11 protein-coding genes are annotated in these 11,934 nt (G+C 59.4%); 2 read left to right on the top strand and 9 right to left on the bottom strand.

Annotated features, from left to right (window positions below; all coding sequences use genetic code 11):
* Positions 1 to 537 precede the first annotated feature (537 nt).
* The 9 genes from QRM60_RS05290 to QRM60_RS05250 all read right to left on the bottom strand — a co-directional run bounded on the left by QRM60_RS05290 (position 538) and on the right by QRM60_RS05250 (position 9,495).
* Positions 538 to 1,068 (bottom strand): DUF4189 domain-containing protein, encoded by a 531-nt coding sequence (locus QRM60_RS05290; protein ID WP_285445756.1) that lies wholly within the window; start codon positions 1,066 to 1,068, stop codon positions 538 to 540.
* Between the two features lie 20 nt (positions 1,069 to 1,088).
* Positions 1,089 to 2,249: a type IV secretion system protein gene (locus QRM60_RS05285; protein WP_285445758.1), complete on the bottom strand. Its 1,161-nt coding sequence runs from the start codon at positions 2,247 to 2,249 to the stop codon at positions 1,089 to 1,091.
* Positions 2,250 to 2,274: 25 nt separating this feature from the next.
* Entirely contained in the window at positions 2,275 to 3,624 is a 1,350-nt protein-coding gene (locus QRM60_RS05280) for a DUF6792 domain-containing protein (RefSeq protein WP_285445755.1), read from the bottom strand.
* Positions 3,621 to 4,280, bottom strand: a complete 660-nt coding sequence (locus QRM60_RS05275) for a hypothetical protein (RefSeq protein WP_285445754.1) — start codon at positions 4,278 to 4,280, stop codon at positions 3,621 to 3,623. Before QRM60_RS05275 ends, QRM60_RS05280 begins: the two co-directional genes overlap by 4 nt.
* On the bottom strand, positions 4,277 to 4,792 hold the full coding sequence (locus tag QRM60_RS05270) for a hypothetical protein (RefSeq protein WP_343237646.1): 516 nt from the start codon (positions 4,790 to 4,792) through the stop codon (positions 4,277 to 4,279). Before QRM60_RS05270 ends, QRM60_RS05275 begins: the two co-directional genes overlap by 4 nt.
* 366 nt (positions 4,793 to 5,158) lie before the next feature.
* Positions 5,159 to 5,677, bottom strand: coding sequence for a DUF4189 domain-containing protein (locus QRM60_RS05265; protein WP_285445752.1), 519 nt, complete (start codon positions 5,675 to 5,677; stop codon positions 5,159 to 5,161).
* Between the two features lie 47 nt (positions 5,678 to 5,724).
* Positions 5,725 to 6,849, bottom strand: a complete 1,125-nt coding sequence (locus QRM60_RS05260; protein WP_285445751.1) for a type IV secretion system protein — start codon at positions 6,847 to 6,849, stop codon at positions 5,725 to 5,727.
* Positions 6,850 to 6,896: 47 nt separating this feature from the next.
* The gene (locus tag QRM60_RS05255; protein WP_192883985.1) at positions 6,897 to 7,658 is read right to left on the bottom strand and encodes a hypothetical protein; all 762 of its coding nucleotides are present in this window, start codon (positions 7,656 to 7,658) and stop codon (positions 6,897 to 6,899) included.
* Between the two features lie 580 nt (positions 7,659 to 8,238).
* Positions 8,239 to 9,495 carry a 6-phosphofructokinase gene (locus tag QRM60_RS05250; RefSeq protein ID WP_285445750.1) on the bottom strand — a complete coding sequence of 419 codons (1,257 nt, stop codon included), beginning with the start codon at positions 9,493 to 9,495 and terminating at the stop codon, positions 8,239 to 8,241.
* A 159-nt stretch (positions 9,496 to 9,654) separates the two neighbouring features.
* On the opposite strand from QRM60_RS05250, the gene QRM60_RS05245 reads away from it, so the two are divergent.
* Positions 9,655 to 10,218 carry an adenylate kinase gene (locus tag QRM60_RS05245; protein WP_115540971.1) on the top strand — a complete coding sequence of 188 codons (564 nt, stop codon included), beginning with the start codon at positions 9,655 to 9,657 and terminating at the stop codon, positions 10,216 to 10,218.
* 355 nt (positions 10,219 to 10,573) lie between these two features.
* Complete coding sequence (gene mpl / locus QRM60_RS05240) at positions 10,574 to 11,932, top strand: UDP-N-acetylmuramate:L-alanyl-gamma-D-glutamyl-meso-diaminopimelate ligase (RefSeq protein WP_228418407.1); 1,359 nt, start codon at positions 10,574 to 10,576, stop codon at positions 11,930 to 11,932.
* The last annotated feature ends 2 nt before the right edge of the window (positions 11,933 to 11,934 follow it).

The raw sequence follows: 11,934 nt of genomic DNA, 5'->3' as shown, positions 1-11,934 counted from the left end.
ATCCATTTGGCCTTCTTGGCACTATTACTCAGAAGATCGTGAACAGGTTCTCAGAACCTACTTGGTTATTGTTTGCCTCAATACGGGACGGCATATACGACCCAGCCGGCTGCCCCTGTGGTCCTGGGCTTGCTGCGGCACCAAACGCCGAGTAGGCCATGAACGTGCCCATATTGGCAGGCAATCTTGGGGGTCATTGGAGATGCTTCCCCTGCCTGCGCGAATTACACAATGAGATACGCGTTTTAGACGCGAATTGTGCGATACGCGCTACTCCTGACATCGCGCCAGCGCGCCAGCCTGAATTGACAAGATCAGGAGAGGCTCAAAAGCCACCCGTCGATCAACGTGCTACAGGCGAACCCGTCATGCCTTGGAAAGCGGCAAGGCCACGGATGCATCAGTTGCCAATTACTGTGCATTACGCCGGTTGGACTCTTCGGGCCGCCGCGCCGGAGATAAAGCGGGCGTATGCAACTATCTGAGCTGACGACGTATTGAAGCAGTGAGGGTTGGCGATAGTATGGTTGGTGCGGTTCAATAATATTTAAATATTGGTTCTGAGCAGGCGCTATAAATCACTTTGCACTGGTTTTCCGGGTTCCTGCGTTCACAGGCTGTCTGTGCGGATTCAGATGCTTTCTCAATTGTTTGATCTGCAAAGAATTGTACATTTCCCGTCAAGTTAGGTTTGCCTTTAATCTGTGGTTCCCCAATAGCAATGCATTGATTTCGATAAGATAAGCCAATTTTACAATCTTTTTCGCCGTGCTTTGCACAGCGAGCGAGTGCATCACTCTCCGCTTCCATTTTTGATAGCTTTCCGGTCGTCACCCCGAAATTCCGCTCCAAGTCCAGTGATCCCATTGCAACAGCACCCCATGTTTTAATCCACTTGCCAAGAGGGCGAGGTTCCGCCGGCTGCTGAGTATTTCCTTGTGGGATGGGCGCGCATGCTGCTACTCCCTGGCCTCCGATGGGATACTGACCAGGTGGGCAGCCTTGCTCTGCTCCGGCAGTCACCGGGAAAACTAAAAATAGAACGCATACATAGAAAAGAATTCTCATCGGGAGTAAGCCTATAGGTCTTAACCGAAGCTACCATCTTTAGGACCAGCTAAGCCACGTGATCCAGATGGCTGTGAGGTTATGCCTTGATCTGGATTTCGCGTTAGATTGCTGTTGCCAACGTTTCCGCCGCTGATTTCGCTAGAAGGTCTGTTGTTATCTCTTCCAATCTGTTGCGGCATATACGACCCAGCAGGCTGTCCCTGTGGACCTGGGGATGCTGCACTATTAAACGCCGTGTACGACAGGAACGTGCCCATATTGCCCTGCCATAGCGCGGCGGCGATGGTGGGTACGGTGACGATGAGCATGGTCATGATCAGGCCGATGCCACCCTGCTGCAGGGCCTGGCTGGATAAGCCTTCGGCGCTGGCCAGGGGGATGAACTTGACCGCCCAGTAGGCGGCGGCCACCTTGGCAGTGAACTTGAGCACCATGGCAGTCACCACCGACAGCATGGACATGGAGAACAAGGTACCGATGACGTAGAACAGCCACTTCTTGAACAGGTCCTTGGTCTGGTCGAAGACCAGCGCCAGGATGAAGATCGGCCCGATACCGATCAAGAAGGCCATGGTGAACTTGAACAGCAACAGCATCGCGCCTGCGGCCATCGGTGGGCTGGCGGTACCGAAGCCTGCCATGAGCATGGCGCGCCCTTTTTTCTCCAGCACTTCCGGCTGGGCCGGATCTACGCGCACCGCATCCAGTGTGGCCATTGCGACCTGTGTGTAGGCCAGGTTCTCGTCGATGGCATCGGCGGCGGTGCCCTCATCGCCGGTGAACAGGCGATGGATTTCCTTGTCCAGGTTCTCGGTCATGGTCTGGTGCAGCATGGCGCCGTTGACCCCGAGGGCCGAGGCGATGCTGATGATGATGGCGACCTTGGCGGCCTTGATCATGGTGGCCATGGCGCTCTCACGCGACTGCCCGGTGGCGATGCGGTAACCCAAGATCAGCACCCACAGCGTGGTGACGGTCAATGCGATGGTGCTGACCCAACGCATGGCCCGCCCCATCAACTCCATGCCGAACCCCTGGATTTCCCGGTTGAAGTAATCGTTGACCAGCTTGAAGAAAACGAAGTCGCCGAGGTTGGCGTCCGCAAGCGGCTGCAGCCAGCTTGTCGCACGCGGCGCACACCGGCCTGCAGCAGTGACAGTCTGTACCGGGGCAGTCATCGGTGCGATGCGCTCGATCATGGCCTTACATTACGCGTGCAGGCGATTGCTGGGTCATGTCGGCCTGCGACCGCTGCGTATCCAGTGCCTGCGACTGACGGATGCTCTCCTGCAGGGGAGGCACGCTCTCTGATAGATCCACCTTGACCCGGAAGCCGGGTGTCTGCCCGACGATCCAGACATTGTCTTGATGCGACGTCACGCTTTGCAGCTGATCGACGCGCAGGATGCCTGCACGCTTGGCCTCGACTGTGGCGTACATCGCCTCTGCCGGCGAAGTGCCTGCGGGGAGCTTGCTGTGGATGGCCTGGTAAAGAGGATCGCTAGGTACCGATGCGGGCGTGGGCTCAACGCAGCGCTCTGGCGACCCGCCTAACGGCATCTTCCAACCTGGCGGGACATACGTCGGTTCGTGCCCGGTTTGCATCCGCTCTTGCACCTCCTGCCAGCGCGCCGCTGCCATCTCCGCATGTCCGGCGCCCGGTGCCAGCGTGCCGCGCATGTAATCAATGCCATCGGCCAGGGTCATCGCTTGCATGCTACGTGCACCGAGAGTGGCGCCAAGTCGCATAGACCCAACATCGTCGCGATACTTGTCGATCATCGGTGCATATTGCTGGGCCAACTGCAGCGCTTTGGGGTCTTCCAGCACCGAGCGGTCTGGTACGTCGTTGGCATCCACCGGCAGGAAGTTGTGCATGCGGTGCGAGTCGCCCAACTCCTTTGCAACGATAGGATTGCGTACGTCCAGAACACCGCGTGTGTTGTCGTAACCGGCCTTTTCCAGCGTAGCAATCTCCTGCTGGGTGGCGTAGAGCTTGACCTGGCCGTAATGCTTGCTGGCAGCACTGACCGCATCGCCAGCCATCACATGATTGATCACATCGGTACCGCCCTCGGGAATACGCCGGTCCAGGCTGACCGCGCCATAGGCGTTGAAGGTCTCGCCCTTGAGGCCGAAGTGGTGGGCAGTCACCTGGGCCAGATTGCCGCCGAGGGAATGGCCGGTGACGGACACGTCGAGCGTTTCGCCGTCCTTGCCGAGTTTTTGTGCATAGACCAACGCATGCTGGGTCAACTCAATGGCTTCGGCGGCCTGGCGATTGTGACGTGCTGCGACCATGCCGCCATCGGTGTAGACACCATCCTGCTTGAGCTCACGCTCAGTCTCGGTGCCGCGATGGGCGACGATGATCTCGTTGGTGTCGATCCGCTGATAGATAATGCCTTGATAGCCTGAAGGACTGTCTACATACTCAAGTCGTTTATAGGTAATGCCACCGATATCGACAGGGCGACTGCTCGCTCCAGTTTCAGGCGGTTCATCGTAGGCATCTTTCGCAAGGGCTGCATATTGTTGGCTCGTCAGGCTCATGGCATTATCTCTTCCGTGATTAGCGTAACTTTAAATATGTTTCCTCGGGCATCATTGTTGAACTGGTCCAGTCTGACTTTTCCGCTGTCTGGGAAGTTGTCAATATCTTCTTTTGGATAACGGCCTTTCCAGAAATAAGTGACTTTAGGAGCTCTGCTATGAATCTCATTTTTGAATAGAGCTGGCTCAAACCTCGTGTCTTCATGCTTTCCGGTCGCCTTGAGCGAAATGCCGACACCATCCAGCTCGAAATTACAGGTGCCTTTCCCGTAATAATCTGCATCGACCATTCCGTCGGCATAAATCTTCGCCACGTATGTTGTGTCGTTGAGTTTTTCGAAAGTGATGGGAATTCCATCTTCTTTCTGCTTTGTCGACATGCCTAATGAGGGGTCGATTGGCGTACAGCTGTTACGGTTGGTCATTTCATAGAATGCAGTGCCCGAGATCCACTCAAACGGCCCGGGCGCATCCTCGATGGTCATCGTGATCCGGTATGCCTGCGTCGGATGCGGGTTCTTGCGGTAGACCGGATCGCCGTCGGTGGTGGTCGCGCCGGTATCGTGTCTTTCAGAAGCGGCATTCATGGGATTGCACCCTGCCAAGAGAATTAGGAAAAGGCAGCCAACAATCTTGATGTTCAGATGAGCGTTCATGCGGCCATTGTGCGCTGTGCAGACCGCTCTGCGGCGGTGATCGGATCACGCAGTCGGCGAGCGTTGCGGTTGATATTTGCGCTATGCGACACCAAGGCGATCAGCAGGAAGCCAAAGACCAATCCGAGCTTGGGCAGTTGCATCACCAGGCGCATTAAAAAGGGGATGCAGGCCGCACCCACTGCCAATAGCAGCATCAAGGCGGTCATGCCGGCTGTGTTGAAGATCGTCTGGAGCAATTGTCGTAATTCTGGCGTCTGTTTGCCCTGGCTGCGCAGCTTTCCCCAGACGGAAGTTGCATGTGTAATCCGGGCTGTCAGCAGAATTAAAATGGCAAAATGCAGCGCCGCACCGACAAAGGCAGCAGAGTGTGCAAGCAACGCGGTGAATGCTGTGCGATAAGCCAGGACGAGCAGGGTGGCGGTAAGCGCAAGCGTCAAGACAACGACGATCAGGAGATTCCGAAGGCTTTCGGTGGAGCGGTGCCAGCATGCATCATGAGGGGAAAGCACTCTATCCAATGAATCGCTCCTAATGAAGTGCGAGTCACTTACTGCGCAGCACATGAGGTGCTCTGGGGCGTACCATGCCGGTAAACGACCGGGCGAATGCGAGCTAACATCTGCGCCGAGACCGCGCTGGAACAGTACTGATGGTAAAAGTGAGGGTGCCGGTGGTCGGGTCGATCGTGGCCAACAATCAGTCGGAACGCCAAGCGTGCATAAGGTAATAGTAAATAGGTGGTTGTTGTAGTAGGAAATGAACTCATAGAGCCTGCCGGTTTGGGCAGAGGCTTAAAGGGTGCTGGAGTACAGAATCGATGTTGTGAGTAATCCACGTTTTTTCATGAGGCTTCACTTACCGTGAGCATTCAGTAACTAGTAGGGTTTGAAAATGGGTTCGGAGCAAGCTTCGTAAATCACGCGGCATTCCCCTTTATTCTCTGATGAGCAAATTTCCTCGGCTTCATGCTTAATATTTTCAGGTGAAGGACCAGTCCTAAAATGCAGTGTTCCTGCTACTGATCGTCCATCTCGATATGGCTCTGCAACTGCGGCGCATTGATTTTGATATGTCGTCCAATCTCGACAGTCTTTCCCTCCCGCTTTAATACAGCCGGCAATGGCGTCTTGCTGTGCTTCACGTTTGGAGAGCTTTCCGACCGATACACCCAACGCTCCTGCGCTGGATTTATCAAGCGAAATAGCACCCCAAGTCTTAATCCATTTGCCAAGAGGGCTTGCCTCTTGAGGTCCAGAACCCGTTTGAGGAATTGGTGCACATGCTACGGCGCCCTGTCCGCCAATAGGGAATTGGCCAGGTGGACATCCCTGTTCAGCTCCTGCAGAGAATGTAATATTTAATAAAAGTAATAAAAAAATTTTGGAAAATTTCATATTTTTATGTCCGCCGAGCTTGCTAACTGTTCGTGCCGTTACTCAGCTTAACTATCAATCTTGCCCGCATTACCGCGGTAGCCAGTTATTGGAGTTGAATCAGGAGCGCCTGTCGACCCAATTGAGCGAGTTGACTGATTTGGTGCTGCCCCGAATTCGCGTTCGCTGGCTTGATTGGAGTTGCGAGCCACCTGCTGCGGCATATACGACCCAGCCGGCTGCCCCTGCGGCCCGGGGCTTGCTGCAGCCCCAAACGCCGAGTAGGCCATGAACGTGCCCATATTGCCCTGCCATAGCGCGGCGGCGATGGTGGGGACGGTGATGATGAGCATGGTCATGATCAGGCCGATGCCGCCTTGCTGCAGGGCCTGGCTGGAGAGGCCTTCGGCGCTGGCCAGGGGGATGAACTTGACCGCCCAGTAGGCGGCGGCCACTTTGGCAGTGAACTTGAGCACCATGGCCGTCACCACTGACAGCATGGACATCGAGAACAAGGTACCGATGACGTAAAACAGCCACTTTTTGAACAGGTCCTTGGTCTGGTCGAAGACCAGCGCCAGGATGAAGATGGGCCCGATGCCGATCAAGAAGGCCATGGTGAACTTGAACAGCAACAGCATCGCGCCTGCGGCCATCGGTGGGCTGGCGGTACCGAAGCCTGCCATGAGCATGGCGCGACCTTTTTTCTCCAGCACTTCCGGCTGGGCCGGATCTACGCGCACCGCATCCAGTGTGGCCATTGCGACCTGTGTGTAGGCCAGGTTCTCGTCGATGGCATCGGCGGCGGTGCCATCATCGCCGGTGAACAGGCGATGGATTTCCTTGTCCAGGTTCTCGGTCATGGTCTGGTGCAGCATGGCGCCGTTGACGCCGAGAGCCGAGGCAATGCTGATGATGACCGCGACCTTGGCGGCCTTGACCATGGTGGCCATCGCGCTCTCGCGCGACTGCCCGGTGGCGATGCGGTAACCCAAAATCAGCACCCACAGCGTGGTGACCGTCAGCGCGATCGCGCTGACCCACTTCATGGCCCGCTCCATCAACTTCATGCCGAATGTCTGAATCTCGTTGTTGAAGTAATCGTTGACCAGCTTGAAGAAAACGAAGTCGCCGAGATTGGCGTCCGCAAGCGGCTGCAGCCAGCTTGCCGCGCCATGAAAAAAAACGTCCATTGCTGTTTGCCTGTGCGTCGTGATCTGGGCTTTGGTTGCCCGCTAATTCATTTGGACAGCGCAATCTTCAATGCTGCTGCTTGCACGACCTGTCCCAGCAAATTGCCCTTGTCGCCTTCAAGCGCGCGCTTGGCCAGCAGGGTCTGGTCATCCTTGAGTCCCGCAATATAGACGTCGTAGGCTTTCATCTTGGCTTCCCAATGACTCATTTCCAGTGCATTACGTGCCGTGAAACGCTTTACTTCGTTATCGTTGGCTGCCAATGCGCCTTGTTTAGTACCCACTCTACCGCGTTGGCGCTCAATGGCCTCAAATTCGGTGTTACGTTGCACCAAGCGCTTGAGCATGGTGACCGATTCGTTGTATTGGGCATTTTGCGCCATGACAATGCGGGCGCAGACCTTCAGCTGCTCCTCCGCCATCTTCCCGCTCATCGTGGGTGCGATGGACTTGATCTGGTCGAGAATGCCCGCGATGCCGCTGGCTTGTGCTCCCGGGCAGGCGAACTCAAGGCCATAGCCTGGTTCCCGCAAGACGAACTTATCGTCCAAGGGGGGGCGCAGAAAGTTCAAGCTCGTCAAATTGATGAGTTGCTGCTTGTAATGATCCAGCTCCTGCTGGTACTGCTTGATCGTCTCGGTCCAGCGCTTGGCCTGTTCCGCATACTCCGCAATATCCTTTCCCTCTCCCGTCGGGTTAACGATGACCACTTGCGCGTTGGCGGAGCCTGCGCACAGTCCAATGGTTAGCAGCAGGCCGGTGGCGAGGCGGGAAATCGGATGGCGGAGGCGGCGGGAGCGTGCGGTCATGGCGAGTCTCGTCGATCTTTTCGGTACAGGTGGGTGGCGGGAACAGCGATAACAGAAACAGCAATGGATGGCAGATGGGCGTTAAGCGGCACGGTGCGGCTTTATAAATCATGCGCTTGTCGCGAGTGAGTGAGGCCGTTTGTGCGGACACAGCGTCCCTGGCGGCACTGGCTGACCACCGGGGAAGACTGGAGATGATTGCCTGCTGGGCCATGATCCTTATGCGCGATGAGGCAGGTTTGGTGCGAACTGTGGCACACACTTAACCAAATTTCTACTAATTAGGTAGGGCTGTATTCCCGAGGGGAGTCGCCCAGGCGCGGCCTGGCTTGTTTTGCCAGTTCTTGTAAGAGAATCCCTACAGTCGATCGCGGCATTTGCCGGCCTAGCACTCTCCTTTGCCAGGCCCGGCTACGGTCACTAGCCAGCGGGCGTGGTCTGGCGCCAGCCGGAACCAGAAGGCATTCCGGTACACGCATTCCCTGGCTTCGGTAGCCGGAATCGGCTGCATCCCTGCGCAGCTCAAGCCCAGCGCCGGCGCTGTCACAATTGCACAGGCTGGCGGCCGTCCTCCCCCTGTTCAGCCCTCCCAAGCCGGCAATTTCTTCGCTACCGCCACATTCTTCAACGTCACATACTTCGGCAGGCCATCGCTGCCGTACGCCAGCGGGGCTTCGCCCTTGATCAGTGGGGCGAAGTAGCGGCGGGCGCGTTCGGTGATGCCGAAGCCGTCCTTGCGCAGGAAGCTGGGCGGCATCTTCTTTTCGTGGTTGGCCACCTTGTGCAGCGGGGCGGGCACGATCTTCCAGCGATAGGGGGCGTCGCTGACCCGCTCGATCACCGGGATCACCGCGTTCATGCCCTTGAGTGCGTACTGCACCGCGGCCTTGCCCACGGCCTGGGCCTGTTCCCAGTCGGTCTTGGAGGCGAGGTGGCGTGCGGAACGCTGCAGGTAATCGGGTAGCGTCCAGTGCACCTTGTAGCCGAGTTCCTGTTTGACCTGCGCCGCGAGGAAGGCGGCCACGCCGCCGAGTTGCGCGTGGCCGAACGAATCGGCCGCGCCGCCGGCATCGGCGACGAATTTGCCCTGTGCGTCCTGGATGCCCTCGCTGGCCACGACCACGCACCAGCCGACCCGTTCCACCACCTGGCGCACCTTGGCCAGAAACGCGGCCTGATCAAAGGCGCGCTCGGGCAGCAGGATGATCTGCGGCGCGTCGTCCGGGCCTTGGCCGGCCAGGCCTGAGGCGGCGGCCAGCCAGCCGGCGTGGCGGCCCATCGCTTCGTAGATGAAGACCTTGGTGGAGGTGTCGGCCATGGCGGCCACGTCCAGCGCCGCTTCGCGCACCGAGACCGCGGTGTACTTGGCGGCCGAGCCGAAGCCGGGGCAGGTGTCGGTCACCGCCAGGTCGTTGTCGATGGTCTTGGGCACGCCGATGCAGTGCAGCGGGTAGCCGAACGCCTTGGCCAGCTGCGAGACCTTCAGTGCGGTATCGGCCGAGTCGTTGCCGCCGTTGTAGAGGAACCAGCGCACGTCGTGCGCGCGCAGCACCTCCAGCAGGCGCTCGTATTTGGCGCGGTCTTGCTCCAGCGATTTGAGCTTGTAGCGGCAGGACCCGAACGCGCCGCCGGGGGTCTGCGCCAGGGCAGCGATTGCTGCGGCCGATTCCTTGGAGGTGTCGATCAATTCCTCGCGTAGCGCGCCCAGGATGCCGTTGCGTGCAGCCAGCACCTTGATCTTGCGTGCGCGCGCTTCGCCGATCACCCCGGCAGCGGTGGCGTTGATGACGGCAGTGACACCGCCGGACTGGGCATACAACAGGTTGCCGTTGGTCATAGGGGGACACACTCCTCAGATGGCGACATGGCGCGGGGGACATTGCGGGGACATTCCCCGGATGCGGTAAGCTGCACGACCATACGGTCAGCGCTGGCGAAGGCTTGAGTCTAACGCCGCCCACCGCAACGCGTTTTTATTCGAAAGTGGAGTCCACTGATGCGATTGGTTCTGTTGGGACCGCCCGGTTCGGGCAAGGGCACCCAGGCGGCACGGCTCAAAGACAAGTTTCAGATCCCGCACATTTCCACCGGCGACCTGCTGCGTGCCGAAGTGGCCGCCGGTTCACCGCTTGGCCTGAAGGCCAAGGAAGTGATGGCGCGTGGCGATCTGGTGTCCGACGAGATCCTGCTCGGCATGCTGGAAGCGCGGTTGGGCCAGGCCGATGTGGCCAACGGCTTCATCCTGGATGGTTACCCGCGCAACGTGGCCCAAGCCAATGCACTGGACAGCTTGCTCAGCAAGATCGGCCAGCCGCTGGATGCGGTGGTACAGCTGGATGTGGCCAGCGAATTGCTGGTTGAGCGGATCGCCGGCCGTGCCAAGGCCGAGGGCCGCGAAGACGATAATCCGGAGTCGGTGCGCAAGCGTCTGCAGGTCTATACCGATTCCACCGCACCGGTGATCGGTTTCTACGAGCAGCGTGGCAAGTTGGCGCGCGTGGATGGCGTCGGTTCGCTGGACGAAGTGCTCGAGCGTATCGGCCAGGCCCTGGGCCGCTGAGCCGTCGGGCCGGGCGGCAGCGCCCGGTCCTTCCTGCCAGTGGAACAGTCGCTGGCGGGGCACGTGGTCGGTACCGAACCGTGCAAAAGAAAAACCCCGGTCGTACATGACGACCGGGGCGGTAATGGCGCCAGTAATGAGCTTGCTCAAAGCCCCACAGCATGAGCTCCCTGGGGATTTGGCCTCTTGGGGAGTAGGACCAAAGGGGTGCTGCGACTGGCGTTCAGCATAGTGACGGATGCAGCTACCCGCGTGTATCGGGAAGTTCCCGACAGCCCGGTAGGGGTTTCCTGACGTTTGGGTGCGGTGCGGATTCGAATATCCCGCAACTCCGGCGATCGGCGACAATGAGGCCATGAGCAAACTCCACATCCTCGGCATTGCCGGGACCTTCATGGGCGGCGTTGCCGCGCTGGCGCGCGAACTGGGTTGGCAGGTGGAAGGCAGCGACCAGGCCATCTACCCGCCGATGTCCACGCAGCTGGAAACCCTGGGCATTCGGCTGGCGCAGGGCTATCTGCCCGCCAACATTTCCGCCGATGCGCAGGACGTGGTCATTGGCAATGCGCTTTCGCGCGGCAATGCGGCGGTGGAAGCGGTGCTCGATGCGGGCCGCCGCTACAGTTCGGGCGCGCAATGGCTGGCCGAGCAGGTGCTGCCCGGGCGCGACACCCTGGCCGTGGCCGGCACGCACGGCAAGACCACCACCACCACCATTCTCAGTTATCTGCTGGAGGCCGCCGGGCGGGCGCCGGGCTTTCTGATTGGTGGCGTGGCCGAGGACTTTGGCGTCTCGGCGCGGCTCGGGCAGGGCCGGGAATTTGTGGTGGAAGCGGACGAGTACGACACCGCGTTCTTCGACAAGCGCAGCAAGTTCGTGCACTACCGCCCGTTGGTGGCGATCCTCAACAATCTTGAGTACGACCACGCCGACATCTTTCCGGACGTAGCCGCGATCCAGCGCCAATTCCATCACCTGGTGCGGACGGTGCCGGCGCGCGGGCGGCTGATCGTCAACGGCGAGGATGCGCGGCTGGCCGAGGTGTTGGCGATGGGCTGCTGGACGCCGGTGGAGCGCTTTGGATTCGATCCGGCGCTGGACTGGAGCGCGCGGCTGCTGGCCGACGATGGCAGCAGCTTCGGCGTGCTGCACCAGGGTGTGGAGATCGGCCAGGTGCAGTGGCCATTGGTGGGGCGCCACAACGTGCTCAACGGGTTGGCGGCGCTGGCCGCGGTGCAGGCGGTGGGCGTGGACCCGGCAACGGTGATGCCTGCGCTGGCGCGCTTTCAGAGTGTGAAGCGGCGGCTGGAAGTTCTGGGGCAGGCGCAGGGCATCACCGTCTATGACGATTTCGCCCATCACCCCACCGCGATCGCCACCACGCTGCAGGGGCTGCGCGCCAAGGTTGGCACTGCGCGCGTGCTGGTGGCGATGGAGCCGCGCAGCAATTCGATGCGCCTGGGTGCGCATGCGCAGGCGCTGGCGCCGTCGTTGCACGATGCCGATGCGGTGGTGTTCCTGCATCGGCCGGAACTGGCCTGGGACGCGGCGCCGATCATTGCGCAGGTGCGCGGTCAGGCGCATGTCGCGCAGGATGTGGATACGTTGTTGCGCATGCTGGGTGAGATCGCGCAGCCGGGCGACCATGTGGTGTTCATGTCCAATGGCGGCTTCGATGGTGCGCCGCGCCGCTTCCTGGCAGGCCTGGCATGACC

This window comes from Xanthomonas sp. fls2-241-TYG-148 (assembly GCF_030208815.1).
Classification (GTDB): domain Bacteria; phylum Pseudomonadota; class Gammaproteobacteria; order Xanthomonadales; family Xanthomonadaceae; genus Xanthomonas; species Xanthomonas campestris.
This window is presented reverse-complemented; position numbering and strand designations above follow the sequence as displayed.

What these genes read in the sequence shown, in the direction of transcription:
- mpl (WP_228418407.1), top strand. Translation starts at nt 10,574, where the DNA reads ATGAGCAAACTCCACATCCTCGGCATTGCCGGGACCTTCATGGGCGGC.
- QRM60_RS05280 (WP_285445755.1), bottom strand. Translation starts at nt 3,624, where the DNA reads ATGAGCCTGACGAGCCAACAATATGCAGCCCTTGCGAAAGATGCCTAC.
- QRM60_RS05290 (WP_285445756.1), bottom strand. Translation starts at nt 1,068, where the DNA reads ATGAGAATTCTTTTCTATGTATGCGTTCTATTTTTAGTTTTCCCGGTG.
- QRM60_RS05265 (WP_285445752.1), bottom strand. Translation starts at nt 5,677, where the DNA reads ATGAAATTTTCCAAAATTTTTTTATTACTTTTATTAAATATTACATTC.
- QRM60_RS05275 (WP_285445754.1), bottom strand. Translation starts at nt 4,280, where the DNA reads ATGAACGCTCATCTGAACATCAAGATTGTTGGCTGCCTTTTCCTAATT.
- QRM60_RS05245 (WP_115540971.1), top strand. Translation starts at nt 9,655, where the DNA reads ATGCGATTGGTTCTGTTGGGACCGCCCGGTTCGGGCAAGGGCACCCAG.
- QRM60_RS05260 (WP_285445751.1), bottom strand. Translation starts at nt 6,849, where the DNA reads ATGGACGTTTTTTTTCATGGCGCGGCAAGCTGGCTGCAGCCGCTTGCG.
- QRM60_RS05285 (WP_285445758.1), bottom strand. Translation starts at nt 2,249, where the DNA reads ATGACTGCCCCGGTACAGACTGTCACTGCTGCAGGCCGGTGTGCGCCG.
- QRM60_RS05255 (WP_192883985.1), bottom strand. Translation starts at nt 7,658, where the DNA reads ATGACCGCACGCTCCCGCCGCCTCCGCCATCCGATTTCCCGCCTCGCC.
- QRM60_RS05250 (WP_285445750.1), bottom strand. Translation starts at nt 9,495, where the DNA reads ATGACCAACGGCAACCTGTTGTATGCCCAGTCCGGCGGTGTCACTGCC.